At 39.3% G+C, this 15189-nt stretch carries 12 protein-coding genes; 6 read left to right on the top strand and 6 right to left on the bottom strand.

Going from position 1 to position 15189, the window contains the following annotated elements:
- Nucleotides 1-14: 14 nt before the first annotated feature.
- From HME9304_RS08640 to HME9304_RS08620, 4 genes are all read right to left on the bottom strand, one after another.
- On the bottom strand, nucleotides 15-407 hold the full coding sequence (locus HME9304_RS08640; RefSeq protein WP_112378207.1) for a DUF423 domain-containing protein: 393 nt from the start codon (nucleotides 405-407) through the stop codon (nucleotides 15-17).
- A gap of 350 nt (nucleotides 408-757) precedes the next feature.
- Nucleotides 758-1120 (bottom strand): DUF2141 domain-containing protein, encoded by a 363-nt coding sequence (locus tag HME9304_RS08630; RefSeq protein ID WP_239023217.1) that lies wholly within the window; start codon nucleotides 1118-1120, stop codon nucleotides 758-760.
- A gap of 534 nt (nucleotides 1121-1654) precedes the next feature.
- Nucleotides 1655-2089 carry a hypothetical protein gene (locus HME9304_RS08625; protein ID WP_112378204.1) on the bottom strand — a complete coding sequence of 145 codons (435 nt, stop codon included), beginning with the start codon at nucleotides 2087-2089 and terminating at the stop codon, nucleotides 1655-1657.
- Nucleotides 2082-4121, bottom strand: coding sequence for a S9 family peptidase (locus HME9304_RS08620; protein WP_112378203.1), 2040 nt, complete (start codon nucleotides 4119-4121; stop codon nucleotides 2082-2084). The genes HME9304_RS08625 and HME9304_RS08620 overlap by 8 nt, the downstream gene beginning before the upstream one ends.
- Before the next feature lie 114 nt (nucleotides 4122-4235).
- Here HME9304_RS08620 and HME9304_RS08615 point away from each other — a divergent pair, with 114 nt between their 5' ends.
- The 6 genes from HME9304_RS08615 to HME9304_RS08590 all read left to right on the top strand — a co-directional run bounded on the left by HME9304_RS08615 (nucleotide 4236) and on the right by HME9304_RS08590 (nucleotide 10972).
- The gene (locus HME9304_RS08615) at nucleotides 4236-4997 is read left to right on the top strand and encodes a DUF6090 family protein (protein ID WP_112378202.1); all 762 of its coding nucleotides are present in this window, start codon (nucleotides 4236-4238) and stop codon (nucleotides 4995-4997) included.
- A gap of 25 nt (nucleotides 4998-5022) precedes the next feature.
- Nucleotides 5023-5781, top strand: coding sequence for an SDR family NAD(P)-dependent oxidoreductase (locus HME9304_RS08610; RefSeq protein WP_112378201.1), 759 nt, complete (start codon nucleotides 5023-5025; stop codon nucleotides 5779-5781).
- A 259-nt stretch (nucleotides 5782-6040) separates the two neighbouring features.
- Entirely contained in the window at nucleotides 6041-6400 is a 360-nt protein-coding gene (locus HME9304_RS08605) for an endonuclease domain-containing protein (RefSeq protein WP_112379774.1), read from the top strand.
- A gap of 201 nt (nucleotides 6401-6601) precedes the next feature.
- Nucleotides 6602-7075: a hypothetical protein gene (locus HME9304_RS08600; RefSeq protein WP_112378200.1), complete on the top strand. Its 474-nt coding sequence runs from the start codon at nucleotides 6602-6604 to the stop codon at nucleotides 7073-7075.
- Nucleotides 7076-7210: 135 nt separating this feature from the next.
- Nucleotides 7211-8122: a serine hydrolase gene (locus HME9304_RS08595; protein WP_313789969.1), complete on the top strand. Its 912-nt coding sequence runs from the start codon at nucleotides 7211-7213 to the stop codon at nucleotides 8120-8122.
- 27 nt (nucleotides 8123-8149) lie between these two features.
- Nucleotides 8150-10972, top strand: a complete 2823-nt coding sequence (locus HME9304_RS08590; RefSeq protein WP_112378199.1) for an Npt1/Npt2 family nucleotide transporter — start codon at nucleotides 8150-8152, stop codon at nucleotides 10970-10972.
- On the opposite strand, the gene HME9304_RS08585 is transcribed toward HME9304_RS08590, so the two are convergent.
- Nucleotides 10962-12206 carry a serine hydrolase gene (locus tag HME9304_RS08585; RefSeq protein WP_112378198.1) on the bottom strand — a complete coding sequence of 415 codons (1245 nt, stop codon included), beginning with the start codon at nucleotides 12204-12206 and terminating at the stop codon, nucleotides 10962-10964. The genes HME9304_RS08590 and HME9304_RS08585 overlap by 11 nt on opposite strands.
- A gap of 4 nt (nucleotides 12207-12210) precedes the next feature.
- Entirely contained in the window at nucleotides 12211-15105 is a 2895-nt protein-coding gene (locus HME9304_RS08580; RefSeq protein ID WP_313789968.1) for a PEP/pyruvate-binding domain-containing protein, read from the bottom strand.
- Nucleotides 15106-15189: the final 84 nt, after the last annotated feature.

Below are 15189 nucleotides of genomic sequence, written 5' to 3'. Positions count from 1 at the left end.
CGAAACCATGTCGGTTATAGTATTGGAGCGATAAAAGAATATAGCAATAAGGCCCAACCAATCACTAACAATAAACCGCCCAATGGGGTAACGGGTCCAAGAAAACGAAGTTTTTTCCCGTTGGCCGTAGTTAGACATAACCCATAGATACTAAAGGAAAACAATAGGATCCCTATAACGAAGCAATACACAATATAGGTATCCAAATTACTTCCAAAACCAAGGTTAAAACTCAAAACAATAAGTAAAATAGAGTGGTACATCTGGTATTTCACCCCGGTTTCAAAACTACGGAGCAGTTCCGGAGTGAATTTTTTCTTTAGGGCGTGCGCGCCAAAAGCTCCAAAGATTACAGCTAAAAGCCCGTAAAGTGCACCCATAACTTGGGCCATTAAAATGGTTTCCATAAAAAAAGCTTGTTTCTTACAAAAGTATTTGATTTTCTGAAATTAGAATTGAGAAGTTGGAGGTTGGAGGTCGGAAGTCGGAAGTCAGAAGTCAGAAGTCGGAAGTCGGAAGTCGGAAGTCAGAAGTCAGAAGTCAGAAGTAAAAAACATAACTTTCGTCAACCTAAACCCGTTTTAGGTTCGCATACGAGTAGCGCTTACTAGGATGGGATTCCGAAACAAGTTCGTAATGATGAAGGCATTGATAATGAAAAAATTACTTTAAATCGCAAGTCGATAACTGACTTTTTTTAAACTACTGTTTATAATTTGTAAAGATTGATCAAACTCGTATCTGGAATTTTAAAAAATCAAAGATCAATCTCAATCTCAAAATCCGATTTTACCTCAAAGGCACATTCCTCATATTTTGGAGGACCGAAAGTTTTCATCTTGGCATTGGAAAAGGCAACTTTTTCTTTGGGAATGCCCAACCAGTTCGTATCCATTTTCCCGTTCCCGTTCTCATCGTGGTACAGTGCAATGGCATACTCCCCAGAAGGTATTCCGTCAATTTTGACAATCACTGTTCCCCTTTTGGCAGGTTCACTGTCTGCTTTGAAAACATCGTCAAAGCTTAAGAACGTTGCATCGGAATTATAAACCGCAACATTGATGTTTCCCTTTTCTGAAGGGACATTGGTAACATTGACCGTGAGCGTGTGTTGAGACATTACTATCGTTGGGATTAAAAACAAAGATAACAGTAGGCTTTTCATAATTAAAAATATGCAATAAAATTATACTGGATGTAGCAAATACAATACCAAAGATGATTTAACCCGTAGTGCTTTTTGCTATTTTAACGTGAGTTCGACGTAAGAATCGTATTTTCATACATATTTTCAATACCTTATAAAAGTATGTTAGGTCGAGCCTTTCGACTTGGCTCAAGATAAACCAAGGTCGAGACCAGCTTGAAAGATTAAATCATGAGAATTTCTCGACTGTGCTCGAAATGACTGCTAACATATTTAATGGCTTTCGTATATATTTCGTTACTATTTTATATTGAACTCACATTATTTTGCCTTTCAGCCCCAAAATTTGGAGGTTTACATGTTGAAACAGCACATTGTTGTCGTCACCCTGAACTTGTTTCGGTGCCCCATCCTCGGAATCAGTTTTAAAATTAGAGTATAGGATGTTGAAACGAGTTCAACATGACACCAGATTGAGATTTCCGGGTTTCATAATGCGCAACGGATTTATTTAATCTTTTCCAACTTCTCTTGTAGTCCCGCATCAATAAAATTAAAAAGGCTCTGTGTTTGGAGGCTATCTTTAAAATTGATGAACATCTTGAGCGAATCATTGTGCACCAATCGAATTTTTTGCTGCCTTAGATCATCTACAAAAACATATACTTTGGTCTGGGTCAACGAGTCTTTAAAAACACCTTTCTCTTTTTCCATCCAAGAAAAACCGTTCGACCGTTCCAATTCAGGTATTTTATCTACCCATTGTATAGAATCCATTTCGGTTAATGGAATGTTTTGGTAATAAATTCCCGAAAGAATTTTTAGCCGTCCCTCTTCTACTTTATGCCAATTTTTATAGTGCAGGATAAAAGCAAAAACACAGGCAATGAGTGTCAACACAATTAATATGTTCCATAACCAATGCCGTTTCTTTCTACTCATTTTTATTTACTGTTCTAAACTTATCGAACCAAGCGACCGTATGTGCTATCTTGGTAATTAGATTACTGGGTTTGCTGGCAATTCCATGGCTTGCCCCTGGAATCTCCACCAATACAGTTTCAATTTTACGAAGTTTTAAAGCATGGTACAATTGTTTGGCCTCACTTGGTGGAGTTCGCAAATCGTTCATCCCGACCATCACCATGGTTGGGGTCTCTATGTTACCAACGAGCGAAAGGGGTGAAAATTTCCAATAGTGCTCAAAGTTTTCCCAAGGCTGGCCTTCATATCTTGAATTGGCATAGCCAAAATAATTATCCGCAACCAAGGTCTTGCTGATCCAATTCATGACTGGTTTGGCCACAACTGCAGCTTCGAATCTGTTGTTCTTTCCTATCATCCATGCGGACATGATTCCACCAGCGCTCCCTCCCGTTACAAACAATTGGTCTTCGTGGGCTATTCCCATTTTTATACAATGATCTACCCCATCCATAGTGTCATCGTAATCCTGTCCTGGGTAGTTACGGTACAATAAGTTTGCAAACTCCTCCCCGTAACTGGTACTTCCCCGAGCGTTCGGATAAAAGACCACATAGCCTTCTGATGCATAGAGCTGCATTTCTATGGAAAAACGATCCCCATAATTGAGAATAGGTCCTCCATGATTTTCTACCATAAATGGATATTTTTTGGATGCATCATAGTTGGGGGGATAGACCACCCATCCTTGAACATCCCTACCGTCATAAGACGATTTGTACCAGACTTCTTCTACCTGTCCTAAAGCTCTATAATTCAGTAGCCCGATGTTTAAATCAGTGATTTTTTTAGGGTTTTTTGCCTTCGGACTTACGATTGCCAATTCTGCGGGGTAATTGGGCCGTGAATGGGTATAAGCGATAGTCCCTCCTTTGGAAACACTGTACGAACCGCTACCGTAAGGCCTTCCCAAGGTAGTCCCACCCCTATTGTCGGCAAGCTTGGTGACGTTTCCAGAAGTACTTACATAGCCAACCTTTCCATTTCCCTTATCGTCATAATTAAAATAAAGTCCATTGCTCTTGGCATCCCAAACCAATCCAGAAACACTTCTGTCCAAATTATCCGTAATGCTTCGCTTATTGCTCCCGTCACTATTCATAAGGTGCAATTTTCGGGTTTGATAGGCTTGGCGTTTATCCCCATAGCTGATGTAGGCGATATGTTTTCCATCTGGAGATATTGCGGGAGCACTATCCGGTCCATCCCTATCGGTCAAAGCGACTATTGTACCATCTTCCACATCGACCGAGTATATTTCACTATTGCGGAAACGGTATTCCCAGTCTTCTACTCGATTCCCCGAGAAGTAGATTTTAGAACTGTTGGGCGCCCAAGAAAGTGTTCCCCTATGATGCCAATCCCCAGAGGTAACCTGCCGTGCGGCTCCTCCGTTGGACGGCATAACAAAAATATGGTTGAACCCAGGTTGTATATACCCACGCCCATCTGCTTCGTGATAGACCCTATCCGTAATTCGAGGGGCATCTGCCCATTTCGCTCCTTTTGGTTTTTTGGGAATCTTGGCAATTACAGGTGACGTTTTGGGAACGTTCATGGAAAAAGCCAATTGCTTTCCGTTCAGTGACCATGTCAAAGAACTGGGACTAAAAGGCAGTTGGGTCAATTTGGCAATCTTGCCAGAGGCTACCCAATACATATAGATTTCCGAGCCTTCATCCGTATTACTGGTGAATACAATCCTATCTCCGCTAGGCGACCATTTTGCATTGGATTCAGCAACTTCTCTTGTCGTCATTTTTTGGTGTTGGCTTCCGTCAGTTTTTATGAGCCATAGGTTTCCCACGGCCCTATCCTTCATGATATCAAAGCCCATTCTTCGGTACACGACCCATTCGCCATTGGGTGAAATCTGAGGGTCGGACACATATTGCAAATCAAAGACATCCAGATAAGAGAAATGCTTTTTTTGGCCAGTTGAAAATTGAATTGAAGTAAGGAATACGAATAGAAGAAAAAAAGTACGCATGCTAGGCTATTTTGTGATTTTTAAAGGTAATGGAAAGAATAGAGTTTAACAACATCGCTATTATATGTCGAACCTAAACGCTAACTTCTTATTTTTATGCCAATAGCCAGGCCCATGATAAAATTCTTTCGTCGCTCACGCCAAAAAACACTCTTGGAGAATAAGTTCTCAAAGTATCTTCTTTATGCTGTTGGTGAAATTGTTCTAGTTGTAATCGGTATTCTTATTGCCTTACAAATCAATAATAGAAGTGAGTTTAAGAAAGAGCGAGAACAGGAACTTATATTGCTTGGCAATTTGGCAAACGAGATTGATTTAGATATCCGTCAAATTGATAATAACGTGGAACTGACAAATCAGCGACTTGATAGGCTGTACAGTATCATCGATTTGTTGGAAAACCCAAAGGGAATCAATGAATCCTCTTTTATCTCAAAGTCGTTTGAATTCGTTTTTGATAATTATTTTAAAAGCAATAGTGGCATATTTGATGAAGCGGTTTCCTCGGGGAAAATGAGCTACATCCAAAACGGACAATTGCGACAAGATATCTTTGACTATTACCGCAATGCCAATGAAAGTGGCAATGACGGCACCACGCGTCAAATGACAGACGAATTGATAACACCGATTTTTGTAGAAACCCTGTTTATGAACCCGGACGGATTTTTGACCTTAGGATTAGATATTCAAAATATCGCCAGTTTGAAAAGTCTAGATTTTGGAGCACTTAAGGAGAATAAGGATTTTTGGAAAATGGTACTTTTAAAATTTGGCAGTAACAAGGAACAGATTTTGAGATGGCAATTGATAAAAGAACGGGCCAATTCCGTAAAACAGAAAATAGAGAAAGAACTATCGATCTTGATTGATTAATCAATGTAGAACAACCATTAAATCTATGGATTTTAATAACAAGAATGTTTTGATAACTGGTGCTTCGAGAGGCATTGGAAAGGCTACGGCAATTGCTTTTGCCGAAAAAGGAGCAAAAATCGGCATTAATTACAGGACAAATACCGAAAATGCAAAACGAACATTGGAAGAGTTGCCAGGCAAAGACCACACCCTGTTTCAACAGGATATTTCAGAAGATGGCGGTCCCGAAAAACTCGTCAATGACTTTATTTCCCATTACGGAAAATTGGACGTGTTGGTGAATAATGCGGGAATTTCCATTTTTCATAAAATAGATGAGGTCGATTTTGAGCATTGGACGTCCGCTTGGGAAAACACCTTCAAGACCAATCTTTTTGCTGTATCGAATCTGTGTTATTGGGGTGCCATGGCCATGGTGAAAACAGGAGGCGGTCGTATTGTAAATGTGTCTTCTAGAGGAGCTTTTAGGGGCGAGCCCACTAAACCGGCATACGGGGCCAGTAAAGCAGCGTTAAACTCTATGAGCCAGTCACTGGCAAAAGCATTGGCTCCACATAAAATCTATATAGGGGTTGTTGCTCCAGGCTTTACAGAAACTGAAATGGCCGTTGTCACCTTGACCCCAGCAGAACGCGAAAACCTGCTCAGGGAATCCCCTTTTCAACGTATGGCACAACCCAAAGAAGTTGCTCACGCCATAGTGTTTTTAGCTTCGGAAGGTGCGGAGTACGCCTCGGGAACCATAATCGATGTAAATGGTGCTTCCTATTTGAGGAGTTGATTAAAAAACATCCCCTTTCTTCCTCCTCGCGTCGGAATTCATTCCCCTCTTTTTTCAAAGAGGGGAACCTTAGTTATTAACTGGTCAAAAAGTTCCTCCCTCTTGAAAGGGAGGTGTCCATATCGCCTTTTAGGCGATATGGACGGAGGGATTAAACCTCTAAACTCAAAAGAAAATCTCTCTTCACATCAAAATTCATTCGCCTCTTTGAAAAAAAATAGGGAGCTTGATTATAAATAATTCTTTAGTTTTAGCCCAAATGAAAAGAATCCACAATAAGAAGGAATTAATTCAAAAGCGCAAGGAATTCAGAAAGAACATGACCCCTGCAGAAGCTTTTCTTTGGAGGTATCTAAAAGCTAAAAAACTCAACGGAAAGCGTTTTAATCGACAACACAGCATTAATTACTATATCGTGGATTTTTATTGTGCCTCGGAAAAATTGATCATTGAATTGGATGGACAGGTACATTTTAACCTGACCGCCCAAGAATATGATGCAAAACGTACAGAATATCTGGAAAGTTTAGGGTTTAATGTAATCCGTTTTGAAAATAAAATGGTTTTTGAATGCTTGCCATCAGTACTTGAAGAAATCAAGAGCTATTTTAAGGGGTAATATCTTCCTTCTAGAGTAAGCAATCTCCTCTTTCTTCCTACTCGCGTCGGAATTCATTCCCCTCTTTTTAAAAGAGGGTAGCCTTTGATTATTAAACTATTATAAAAATTCCTCCCTTTTTGGGAGTTGTCAAAAATGCCTATTAAGGCAGTTTTGACGGAGGCATATTATCCTCTACCTTCTAAATAGTATTTTTATACCATGAAACCAGCTACAGTTGTCCAAATCAAAAAAGAACTTCAACACAGAAATCCTGATGAGTTGTTGCAATTATGTCTCCGCTTATCAAAATTTAAAAAAGAAAATAAAGAGTTATTGACCTATCTCTTGTTCGAAGCACGTGATGAAGAGGGCTATGTAGAAGCCGTAAAGCTGGAAGTCGACGAACTATTTTCCAAAATCAATACCAATAGCTATTTCTACATCAAAAAAAGTATTAGAAAAATTCTAAGAAACCTTAAAAAGTATATCCGCTATTCGGGAAACAAGGAAACGGAAGTAAATTTATTATTGTATTTCTGTCAAAAACTCAAGGATTTCGAACCTTCAATCCAAAAAAATACTACTTTGAACAATCTCTATGAGAGACAATTGGCATACATCCAAAAAAAAATAATGCTCCTACACGAAGATTTACAATATGATTATGGCCTTCTGCTGGATAAATTGGAATAATATTTGCCCCGAAGCTTAAATACATCAAGCTAAAAATAATAGTTATTGAGCGGGTAATGATTCGAATGGGGCAGTATTTTAGTATCTTTCAATACACTGTCTTTGGATTCTTAGACCCAGCCAATTGAAAACCTAATGACCAATATGAAGCTTTCCATCAAAATTTTGATATTCTTTTTTTGTAGTATCCCATATACTGTAGTTTGTCAACAAAAGCTTCCCTTATCAACCAACTCCGAGATAAAACCACTAATTGAAATTGAGGACGATACGTTAAGAACTCTTTTAAAAGCTGAACTATGTGCCAATCCTACTTGGAAAAGACTAATTGAATCCAAGAAAATGACCGTAGGAATCGTGGACATGCACGATACGAAAAGTTTGAGATACGCAGGCATAAACGACAAACATATGATGTATGCTGCCAGTTTGCCTAAAATTGCCATTTTGCTTGCTGCGATGGATGCGATGGAGAACGGAGAACTTGAGGAGAGTGCTGAGGTGAGAAAGGACCTTGGACTCATGATCAGAAAATCAAACAATGCGGCCTCTACAAGAATGATAGACCGTTTGGGCTATGACAAAATAGAAAAAACACTTAGGGCTCCAAAGCACAAATTCTATGATGAGGAAGTTGGAGGTGGGCTCTGGGTAGGAAAAAGATATGCCGCTGGAGGAAAAAAGAGTCCCGACCCTCTAAAAGGGCTGAGCCATGCCGCTACTACCAGACAGGTCTGTAGTTTTTATTATCAATTGGCCATGGGAAACCTTATAAGTACCAAACGGTCAAAGCAAATGCTTTCCATTCTTGTAGACCCAGGACTGCACCACAAATTTGTAAACACATTAGATCAAATAGCCCCAAATGCAAAACTATACCGAAAATCAGGTTCATGGAAAAATTTTCATTCAGATTCCGTTTTGGTTTGGGGACCCCAAAGGAGATACGTAATGGTAGTTTTACTGGACGACTCTTTTGGCGAACAAACCATCCGGAAATTAGTACGGCCCTTAGAAAAAGTAATGAAGAAAAGAAGGCTTTTGTAAACTGTTCCAATAAAACAGAAACCGGCCATGGTTAGAAAAACCTTAAAAAAGATATTTCAGATAAGGGAAGGGGAGCTTGCAATCTCATTGCTCATGCAATGTTACATTTTTTTGGTCATCATGGTTCTGCTCATAGTAAAACCAACTGTCAATGCCCTATTTCTTTCGGGGCTTGGAGCCGAAAATCTTCCTATGGCATATATGTTGACTGCATTGGTGGCCATCACGGGTTTTTATTTTTACAATAAAGCCATTAAACGATTTTCATTAAAGTCAATAATATATGTAACCCTTATTTTTTTTGGTCTTTGTTTTTTACTACTGAGTTTATTGCTTCATTTTTCATGGCTTAACGTTTTTTCTTTATATGCCTATTATATAGGCGTTTCCCTTTTTGCTGTACTGGTGGCATCGCAGTTTTGGATTTTGGCAAATATGGTTTTTAATTCGAGGGAGGCAAAGCGATTGTTCGGGTTTATTGGAGCAGGTGCCATAAGTGGTGGAATTTTAGGAGGGTATTTCACGTCGGTAATCGCTTCCAGCTATGGAAACAAAATCACGATAGCTTTCGCGGCACTACTCCTTTTCTTTTGTATTCCAATTTTGAATGCGGTTTGGAGCAGGCGTATAAAGGCTTTAAGCGTCTATACCATAAAACAGCGCATGTTTTCCGAAAAGGAAACCAGTGTTCCCGCTTTTAAGTTGATCATAAAATCCAAACATCTCGGCAATTTGGCAGGAATTGTTGCTGTTGGTGTTGTTATGGCAAAGTTGGTAGATTTTCAATTTAGCGACTTCGCACACAATGTATTTTCTGATTCCGATGAGCTCGCTTCATTTTTTGGGTTCTGGTTCTCTACCTTCAATGTAATTGCGCTTTCCATTCAATTGCTGTTGACCAATAAAATCATGAACAGGTTGGGCGTTGCTACCACCTTGCTTCTCATGCCCTTGGCAATAGCATTGGGATGTCTCCTATTCTTAACTTTTCCAGAATTATGGGTGCTTATTTTGTTGAAAGGAATTGACGGCACTTTTAAGCAATCCGTTTACAAAGCTGCACTGGAGCTATCTATCATGCCCATTCCATTTCAAATTAAAAATCAGGCCAAATCTTATATTGATGTAGTGGTGGACAGTATTGCTTCCGGTATTGCAGGGCTACTATTATTCTTTGTCATTAAAAAATGGGAGGTCAGTACCATTTATGTAACAGTGATTATATTGTTTTTTCTATTTGTGTGGATTTTTCTGATCTATCGATTACGTGAAGCCTATTTTGAATCGTTCCGTAAAAATTTGAAGACTTCATTGGTGCAATCCGGGAAATATTATGCAAGAAGGAATATGGCGGCAACTCTACGAAACACAAAAAATATATTGAACAATGGAACGGCAGAGGAAATTGTTCTACTTCTTAAAAAATTGGATGAGTTTAAGTTAAAAGCTATAAAATCAGATATTTTAGCACTGTTAAATCATCCATCGGACGAAGTCAAGACCCATGCCATAAGACAATTATATGTTTATGATAAAGGCACAGCATTTGAAAATGTTCAAAATCTGATTTACTCAAAAAAACCTTCTCTGGCAGCTGCTGCCATGGAATATTTGTTGGAAAATACACATATTGAGGATAAGGCACCTTTTGAATCCTATCTGAATAACGAAAATAAACAAATTGCAAATGCAGCACTTATTTGTTTGGCAAAAGAGGTGCGCAATAACAATAAACTCCGTAAAAAGTATGATTTTGATAATAGATTGAGATCGATCGTGGAATCAAACGCCTTTAACGATATCAATTTTGATGAACATCAATTAATAACAGCACTCCTTGCTATAGGATACGGAAATAATAAGGAGTTTTATTCTTTCATCAATAACCACCTAAAAAATGATAAACGCCCAGTAAAGAAGAATGCCATTAGGGCAGCTGGCCTTACAGCTGACTTTCAATTTGTGCATCCTCTTTTAAAACTTCTCGAAGACAAAACATACCGAAAACAAGCTATAAAAGCACTTAAAAGGTATGGAGATGAAATATCCAGGACGCTTTATAGTATGGAGAAACAAGAAATACTGGCAGATACCATAAAACCCTACATACCAAAAGTTATAGGAAGTTTCAAGAACCAAAATTCTGTTCGGACCTTAATTCAGCTTTTAAAAAATAAAGATATACGAACCCGCCTGGAAGCTTCAAGACGATTGCGAAAAATGAGACAGGCCGACGAAAATTTGAGCTTCCCGCAAGGAATTGTTGCGCAGCATATCTTAAAGGAAAGCAAAAGCTACTCCAATACGCTCAAAGCCATTGACAGTATCTCACATGTACATTATAATTGGAAAATGCATCCAAATTTACATGAATCTTACGAGGATTTACTTTTACTGCTACAAGAACAATTAAATCTAAGCCTGCAATGCATTTTTGAAATGTTAAGCCTCAGATACCATTTCGCCGATATGGAGGTAGCATATTATGGTATCACTAGTAATCAAGAACAAACGGCAAACAATGCCATGGAATTTTTGGATAATTTACTGCACAGCCGCTTAAAGGATACCATACTCCCGTTGTTGGAACACCGATTGCTGGAAACTACCGATACAGATTCTTCCAAGAAAATAACAATGAGCGAGTATGCATGCGTCAAAATGTTGATAAAAAATCGCGGTAAACGTATAAAACTGGCTTGTTTACAGATTATTTATCACTCCAAGGATAAAAGATATTTTGCCTTGTTAAAGCGATTGCAACGACATAAAAATCCTGAAATACAGCAAAAAGCAATCAAGACCTTAAGTCAATTAGAGATAAATATGCAAGAAATTATCAGTGCATAATTTCATCTATCGCCGATGCTAGATACATGTGTGCTCCCGCAGAATTCTTATTAAGCACGTTGGTCATAAGACAAACAATATACTTGGCATCATCCGGGTGTTCCACTATAATGACAGAATTCATATAGTTGAACACGTTACCTGCATAATCCCCACAATTGGGATTTTTGTTTCGGTCGCATTTATAAAAACTTCCTGATTTAAAATATACCGCTGCACTGTCCAACCTACTTGAGTGTGCATATCGTATCCTTCGATCTGTTAAGTACATTAAACGCTTCATTTCCAAACTGGAGGCTTCATCAATTACGTTGCCCTGTTCCAATTGCACTAAAAACTTCATAAGGCCTACGGGAGTGCCGATACTACCACCTTTTCTGCCCACATATTTTCCAGGACCTCGGGTAAAGAATCCACCCAATCGCCATTCGTCTTCTGTTATACCCAATACGCGCAAAGGTTCGTTTACGATTTCGTTTGCAAGGTCGGTCAGGGAGTCGCGTGGGGTTTCTTCAAAAAACTTATTGGCTCCATCTTCGGTAAGGGTCAAATAATCTTCTCCCAATCCTGCCATGAGCAGAGCTTCTCTATAAACTACACTGGCTGCACCATTATTACTTACGGAAACCATATGGTCTGCCCATTCAAAAAGTGAGAAAGTATCTTTTGCAACGACTCTTCTTCGGGTAACGTCTTCCTTTTTGGCATCATAAACAGGAACGGTATGGTGGTCTCCAGTTCCCCAAATATCAGATGCAACCTTTCTATTCCTCAAAATTACCATTCGTTGCTCAAAATCTTCAGGACACAATTTTGCCAATTGGTCAAAAAGTGCTACGAGTACCGCCAATTTTCCAACGCTGCCTGGTTGATAACCTACATTCTCCCTGTAGCCCATATATCGCAACGAATCCGGGTTACTGATATCCATGACGGTAGCCGAATATCCTGACCCTGGAAAAAGACGTCTCATTTTTTCCGATAATTCCTCGTCTTCCTGTAATAAAGTGCTCAAACTGTCATTTTTTCTTCCGAGAAGATTAAGTTTGATTTCACTTACCCTTTTGTATGCTCCTACAGGTATACGGTTATAATCTATACTATCCGCCAGCATTTTAGCTATGGGCAAAAGCCTTGAAATACCTGTACGTTCATACCCATCTATAGGGTATTTGGAAAAACCCAATACGACTATCAGAACAATGGGCAGGATAATTTTATATGCTATTTTCATGTGTTTAAATTGATGTGTTCAATGCAATTTTTTTATCAAAATCTATTTTTGGGGTAATGCTTTTCAAGTATTCTGATGTTTTGGCATTCGTGTTTTCAACAAAGGGCCTTATTTGGAATAACCACAGTTTGTCTTTTTTGAATCCCAGTTCTACATCATAAGCCCCCTTATAGGTTGAAGCCGTTTGTGCAGGCAGTATCTTCCGTATATCATTGGCCATATTTCTAAGGTCGACAATATTTTTCTCGTTAAGAATAAGGGAATCAAAAGTTTCATAGTGCTTTTTTACACCACCTGATTCAGGCAATCGAATATGATCGGGCTGTCTTGATGGTGACAGCAGCGTATGACCATAATTTGTTATCAAATGTGTTTCTGCAGATTGTCCGTCCACGGCGCCTCCTGCACCTCTACTGAAAGCGACCGTGATATCATCGTCCGTTCCCAGATTGATTCCTTTGGTTATCATTACACCTGAATAATCCACGTCTACACTTGGAATTATCAGAATTGAAGGGTATACATTTTCTGGATTCAGGAGGTAGCGCTGTCGCCATTTAAAACTTCTTTCCGTATAAGGAGAAGCCCAAACATCCTTAATCCCTTGAAGAATTTTTTCTTCGGAAAGCACATTGAACAGTGTAAGATTAAGACCGGCACCCGTAAATTCCTCTAAATCTTCCATGTTGGTGTCGCTTCTTAAAAAAACAGGAACTTCGCCTATTGTTCCACCTAGTACGGAGCCAAATTTCTGCTGTAGCTCTTTAACGAAATCTGGACGTAATTCGATTTTTTTAATGGCATCTTCCAAAACCTTCAATTGCTTCAACTGAAATTCTTCTACATCCTCTTCTTTTGTCCCACTATTTCGCATGGTTTCCGCTTTGGTAAAGGTGATATTCAAAAAATCCCAGTACGAATTGTTCGTCCCTGGCATTGATTGGTTCATGTGATCCTTAAAAATCCCAAACGGAATTACAAGGCCTTCCACTACCTGCTCAGGAAACATTTTCTTCAACTGCCCAAGATTGGCTGCTTTGGGTCCGCATAGTTTTCCAGAGTCCGATGCACTTACATTGCGCATGTCCAGCACTTCGTTTAGCGCTATTTTAATTTTATCCGTAGGTACCGTAATCTTGTTGGTATTTCTTTGTTTGTTGGCAAACAGTCTATGCTCTTCGGAATTCATGGCAGTACTCAATTTTAGAACAACATTGCCCGAAGCGGTCACAGCATAAAAAACTTCCTTGCCATTATATTTTGCCAATGCATTTAGGTTATCCGATGACAGCGCGGCATTTGGAATCCCTAGGTTACGAGCCAAAAGTTGCACATGGGAAACAAGGTTTCCTTCAGAAACGGTCATAATTCCTGCTACGGGCTTTAAATCTGATGGAGGTTTTTGAAATATATAAATTTTATCGTTCTGAACGGTTACTTCCTCTGGATTGCCCTCTACCACCACTAATTCTCCCTTGGCATAACCAGGATTAAGTCCCCGAATCGCAGATTGGCCATTAATGTTCATTACTTTATTGGTCAAGGATGATTCCTGCGCCAGGAAATTGCCCAATTCGCTCACACTTTCGCCCAGCGCCAAGCTCACTGAAGAACGTATGCGATCATCTATAAATCCATAGGCCAATGGTTCAAATTTGATATAGTCATTGACTACGTTCGCATAAACGGCTTTTACCATTCCTGCATTCCATTCTACCACACTGCGCGCTGCAACCAAATAGTCCTTTAGCTCCGCAATGGTCAAGTTAGAAATATTATCGGGAAGCAGTAACCTTCCTTTCAAGGCTTGCCATTCTTCTAGTTCTATAAGTCCCGTGCCCATGCTCGCCAAGGAAAGGGTATAGATTTTTTCCAATAGTCCCTTTAAAGTGTTAGGTTTCCAATCTTGACTTTTTTTGAGTAGAATATCCTCTAGCTCCACACTCATGTCCAATAAAAGCAACCGATTTGTACTGCTCTTTACTTCAGAGATTTTTTCGCGAATGTTACAGAGTATGTCCGCTATTTGTGGAATGATATTTTTAGGCTCCTGAAGTTTTTCCATGATTTCCAAAGAGGTGTACAATTCATCTTTAAAAATAGCATCGCCCTTCATTTCCAACACTTGCACCTTAAGTTTTGTGAAATCTATAGGAGCATGAAAATCTTCAAGTGTTTGTATCAACTCCAGTGCGGTCTTCTTTTGTTCTCCCGTTAGTTCATATTGATATTTTTTCAAAAAGGATTTTACCATTTCAATATCACCCACACTTGGCTTGCCATGAATCTTAATTCTAGCGTCCATAAACTTTGGAAAGTCTTCCGCCAAAATTTTACTTTGGCTCCGCATATCCTGCGCCAGGTTGGTATCACCATCATGTGGTATATCTCGTAATGATTGGCGAATCAAATAATAAAACTCCTTGATATTGTCATCATTCTTCAATAATTTTTTATAGAATGCAACGCCCCAAGCTTCTTCATCCTCAGATTGTACAGCTCCGCGATAGTATTGGGCTTTTCTAAGAATCCACCCATCATCAACACTGGCCAAATAACGGCCCAGTTGATATTGTTTTAATCGGTCGTTTGCATTGTAGGCATCCCAAAATTTATCCTTATCGGTATGTGCCAAAATCTCACCAAGGTAGACACGGTTCTTTTCAGCCAATTCTTTAACTATAGGTTTATAGCTTGCATGCTGTATTCCACCACCAATACTATCTGGACATGGGTCGCGAGGCTCCCTGATACTCCCATCCTTACAAAACCATCGTATTCTATGGTATGGTCCACGGAGGTCTTTCTTAAAATTTTGTATAAGGGATGTGATTTCGGAATTAGGAATTTCTTGCGATTGTACACCCAAAAAAAACATACTAAGCAGAGTTCCTAACAAAAGCTGCGATTTGGAAAACATAAAGCTATATTGGTCAGTACTGCGAACTTACAAAAATGCAGGCGGGCATTGGTGCTTAAATGG

Source organism: Flagellimonas maritima (assembly GCF_003269425.1).
Taxonomy (GTDB): Bacteria; Bacteroidota; Bacteroidia; order Flavobacteriales; family Flavobacteriaceae; genus Flagellimonas; species Flagellimonas maritima.
This window is presented reverse-complemented; position numbering and strand designations above follow the sequence as displayed.

Coding starts and splice junctions, on each gene's coding strand:
- HME9304_RS08640 (WP_112378207.1), bottom strand. CDS start 407: ATGGAAACCATTTTAATGGCCCAAGTTATGGGTGCACTTTACGGGCTT.
- HME9304_RS08630 (WP_239023217.1), bottom strand. CDS start 1,120: ATGTCTCAACACACGCTCACGGTCAATGTTACCAATGTCCCTTCAGAA.
- HME9304_RS08625 (WP_112378204.1), bottom strand. CDS start 2,089: ATGAGTAGAAAGAAACGGCATTGGTTATGGAACATATTAATTGTGTTG.
- HME9304_RS08620 (WP_112378203.1), bottom strand. CDS start 4,121: ATGCGTACTTTTTTTCTTCTATTCGTATTCCTTACTTCAATTCAATTT.
- HME9304_RS08615 (WP_112378202.1), top strand. CDS start 4,236: ATGATAAAATTCTTTCGTCGCTCACGCCAAAAAACACTCTTGGAGAAT.
- HME9304_RS08610 (WP_112378201.1), top strand. CDS start 5,023: ATGGATTTTAATAACAAGAATGTTTTGATAACTGGTGCTTCGAGAGGC.
- HME9304_RS08605 (WP_112379774.1), top strand. CDS start 6,041: ATGAAAAGAATCCACAATAAGAAGGAATTAATTCAAAAGCGCAAGGAA.
- HME9304_RS08600 (WP_112378200.1), top strand. CDS start 6,602: ATGAAACCAGCTACAGTTGTCCAAATCAAAAAAGAACTTCAACACAGA.
- HME9304_RS08595 (WP_313789969.1), top strand. CDS start 7,211: ATGACCAATATGAAGCTTTCCATCAAAATTTTGATATTCTTTTTTTGT.
- HME9304_RS08590 (WP_112378199.1), top strand. CDS start 8,150: ATGGTTAGAAAAACCTTAAAAAAGATATTTCAGATAAGGGAAGGGGAG.
- HME9304_RS08585 (WP_112378198.1), bottom strand. CDS start 12,206: ATGAAAATAGCATATAAAATTATCCTGCCCATTGTTCTGATAGTCGTA.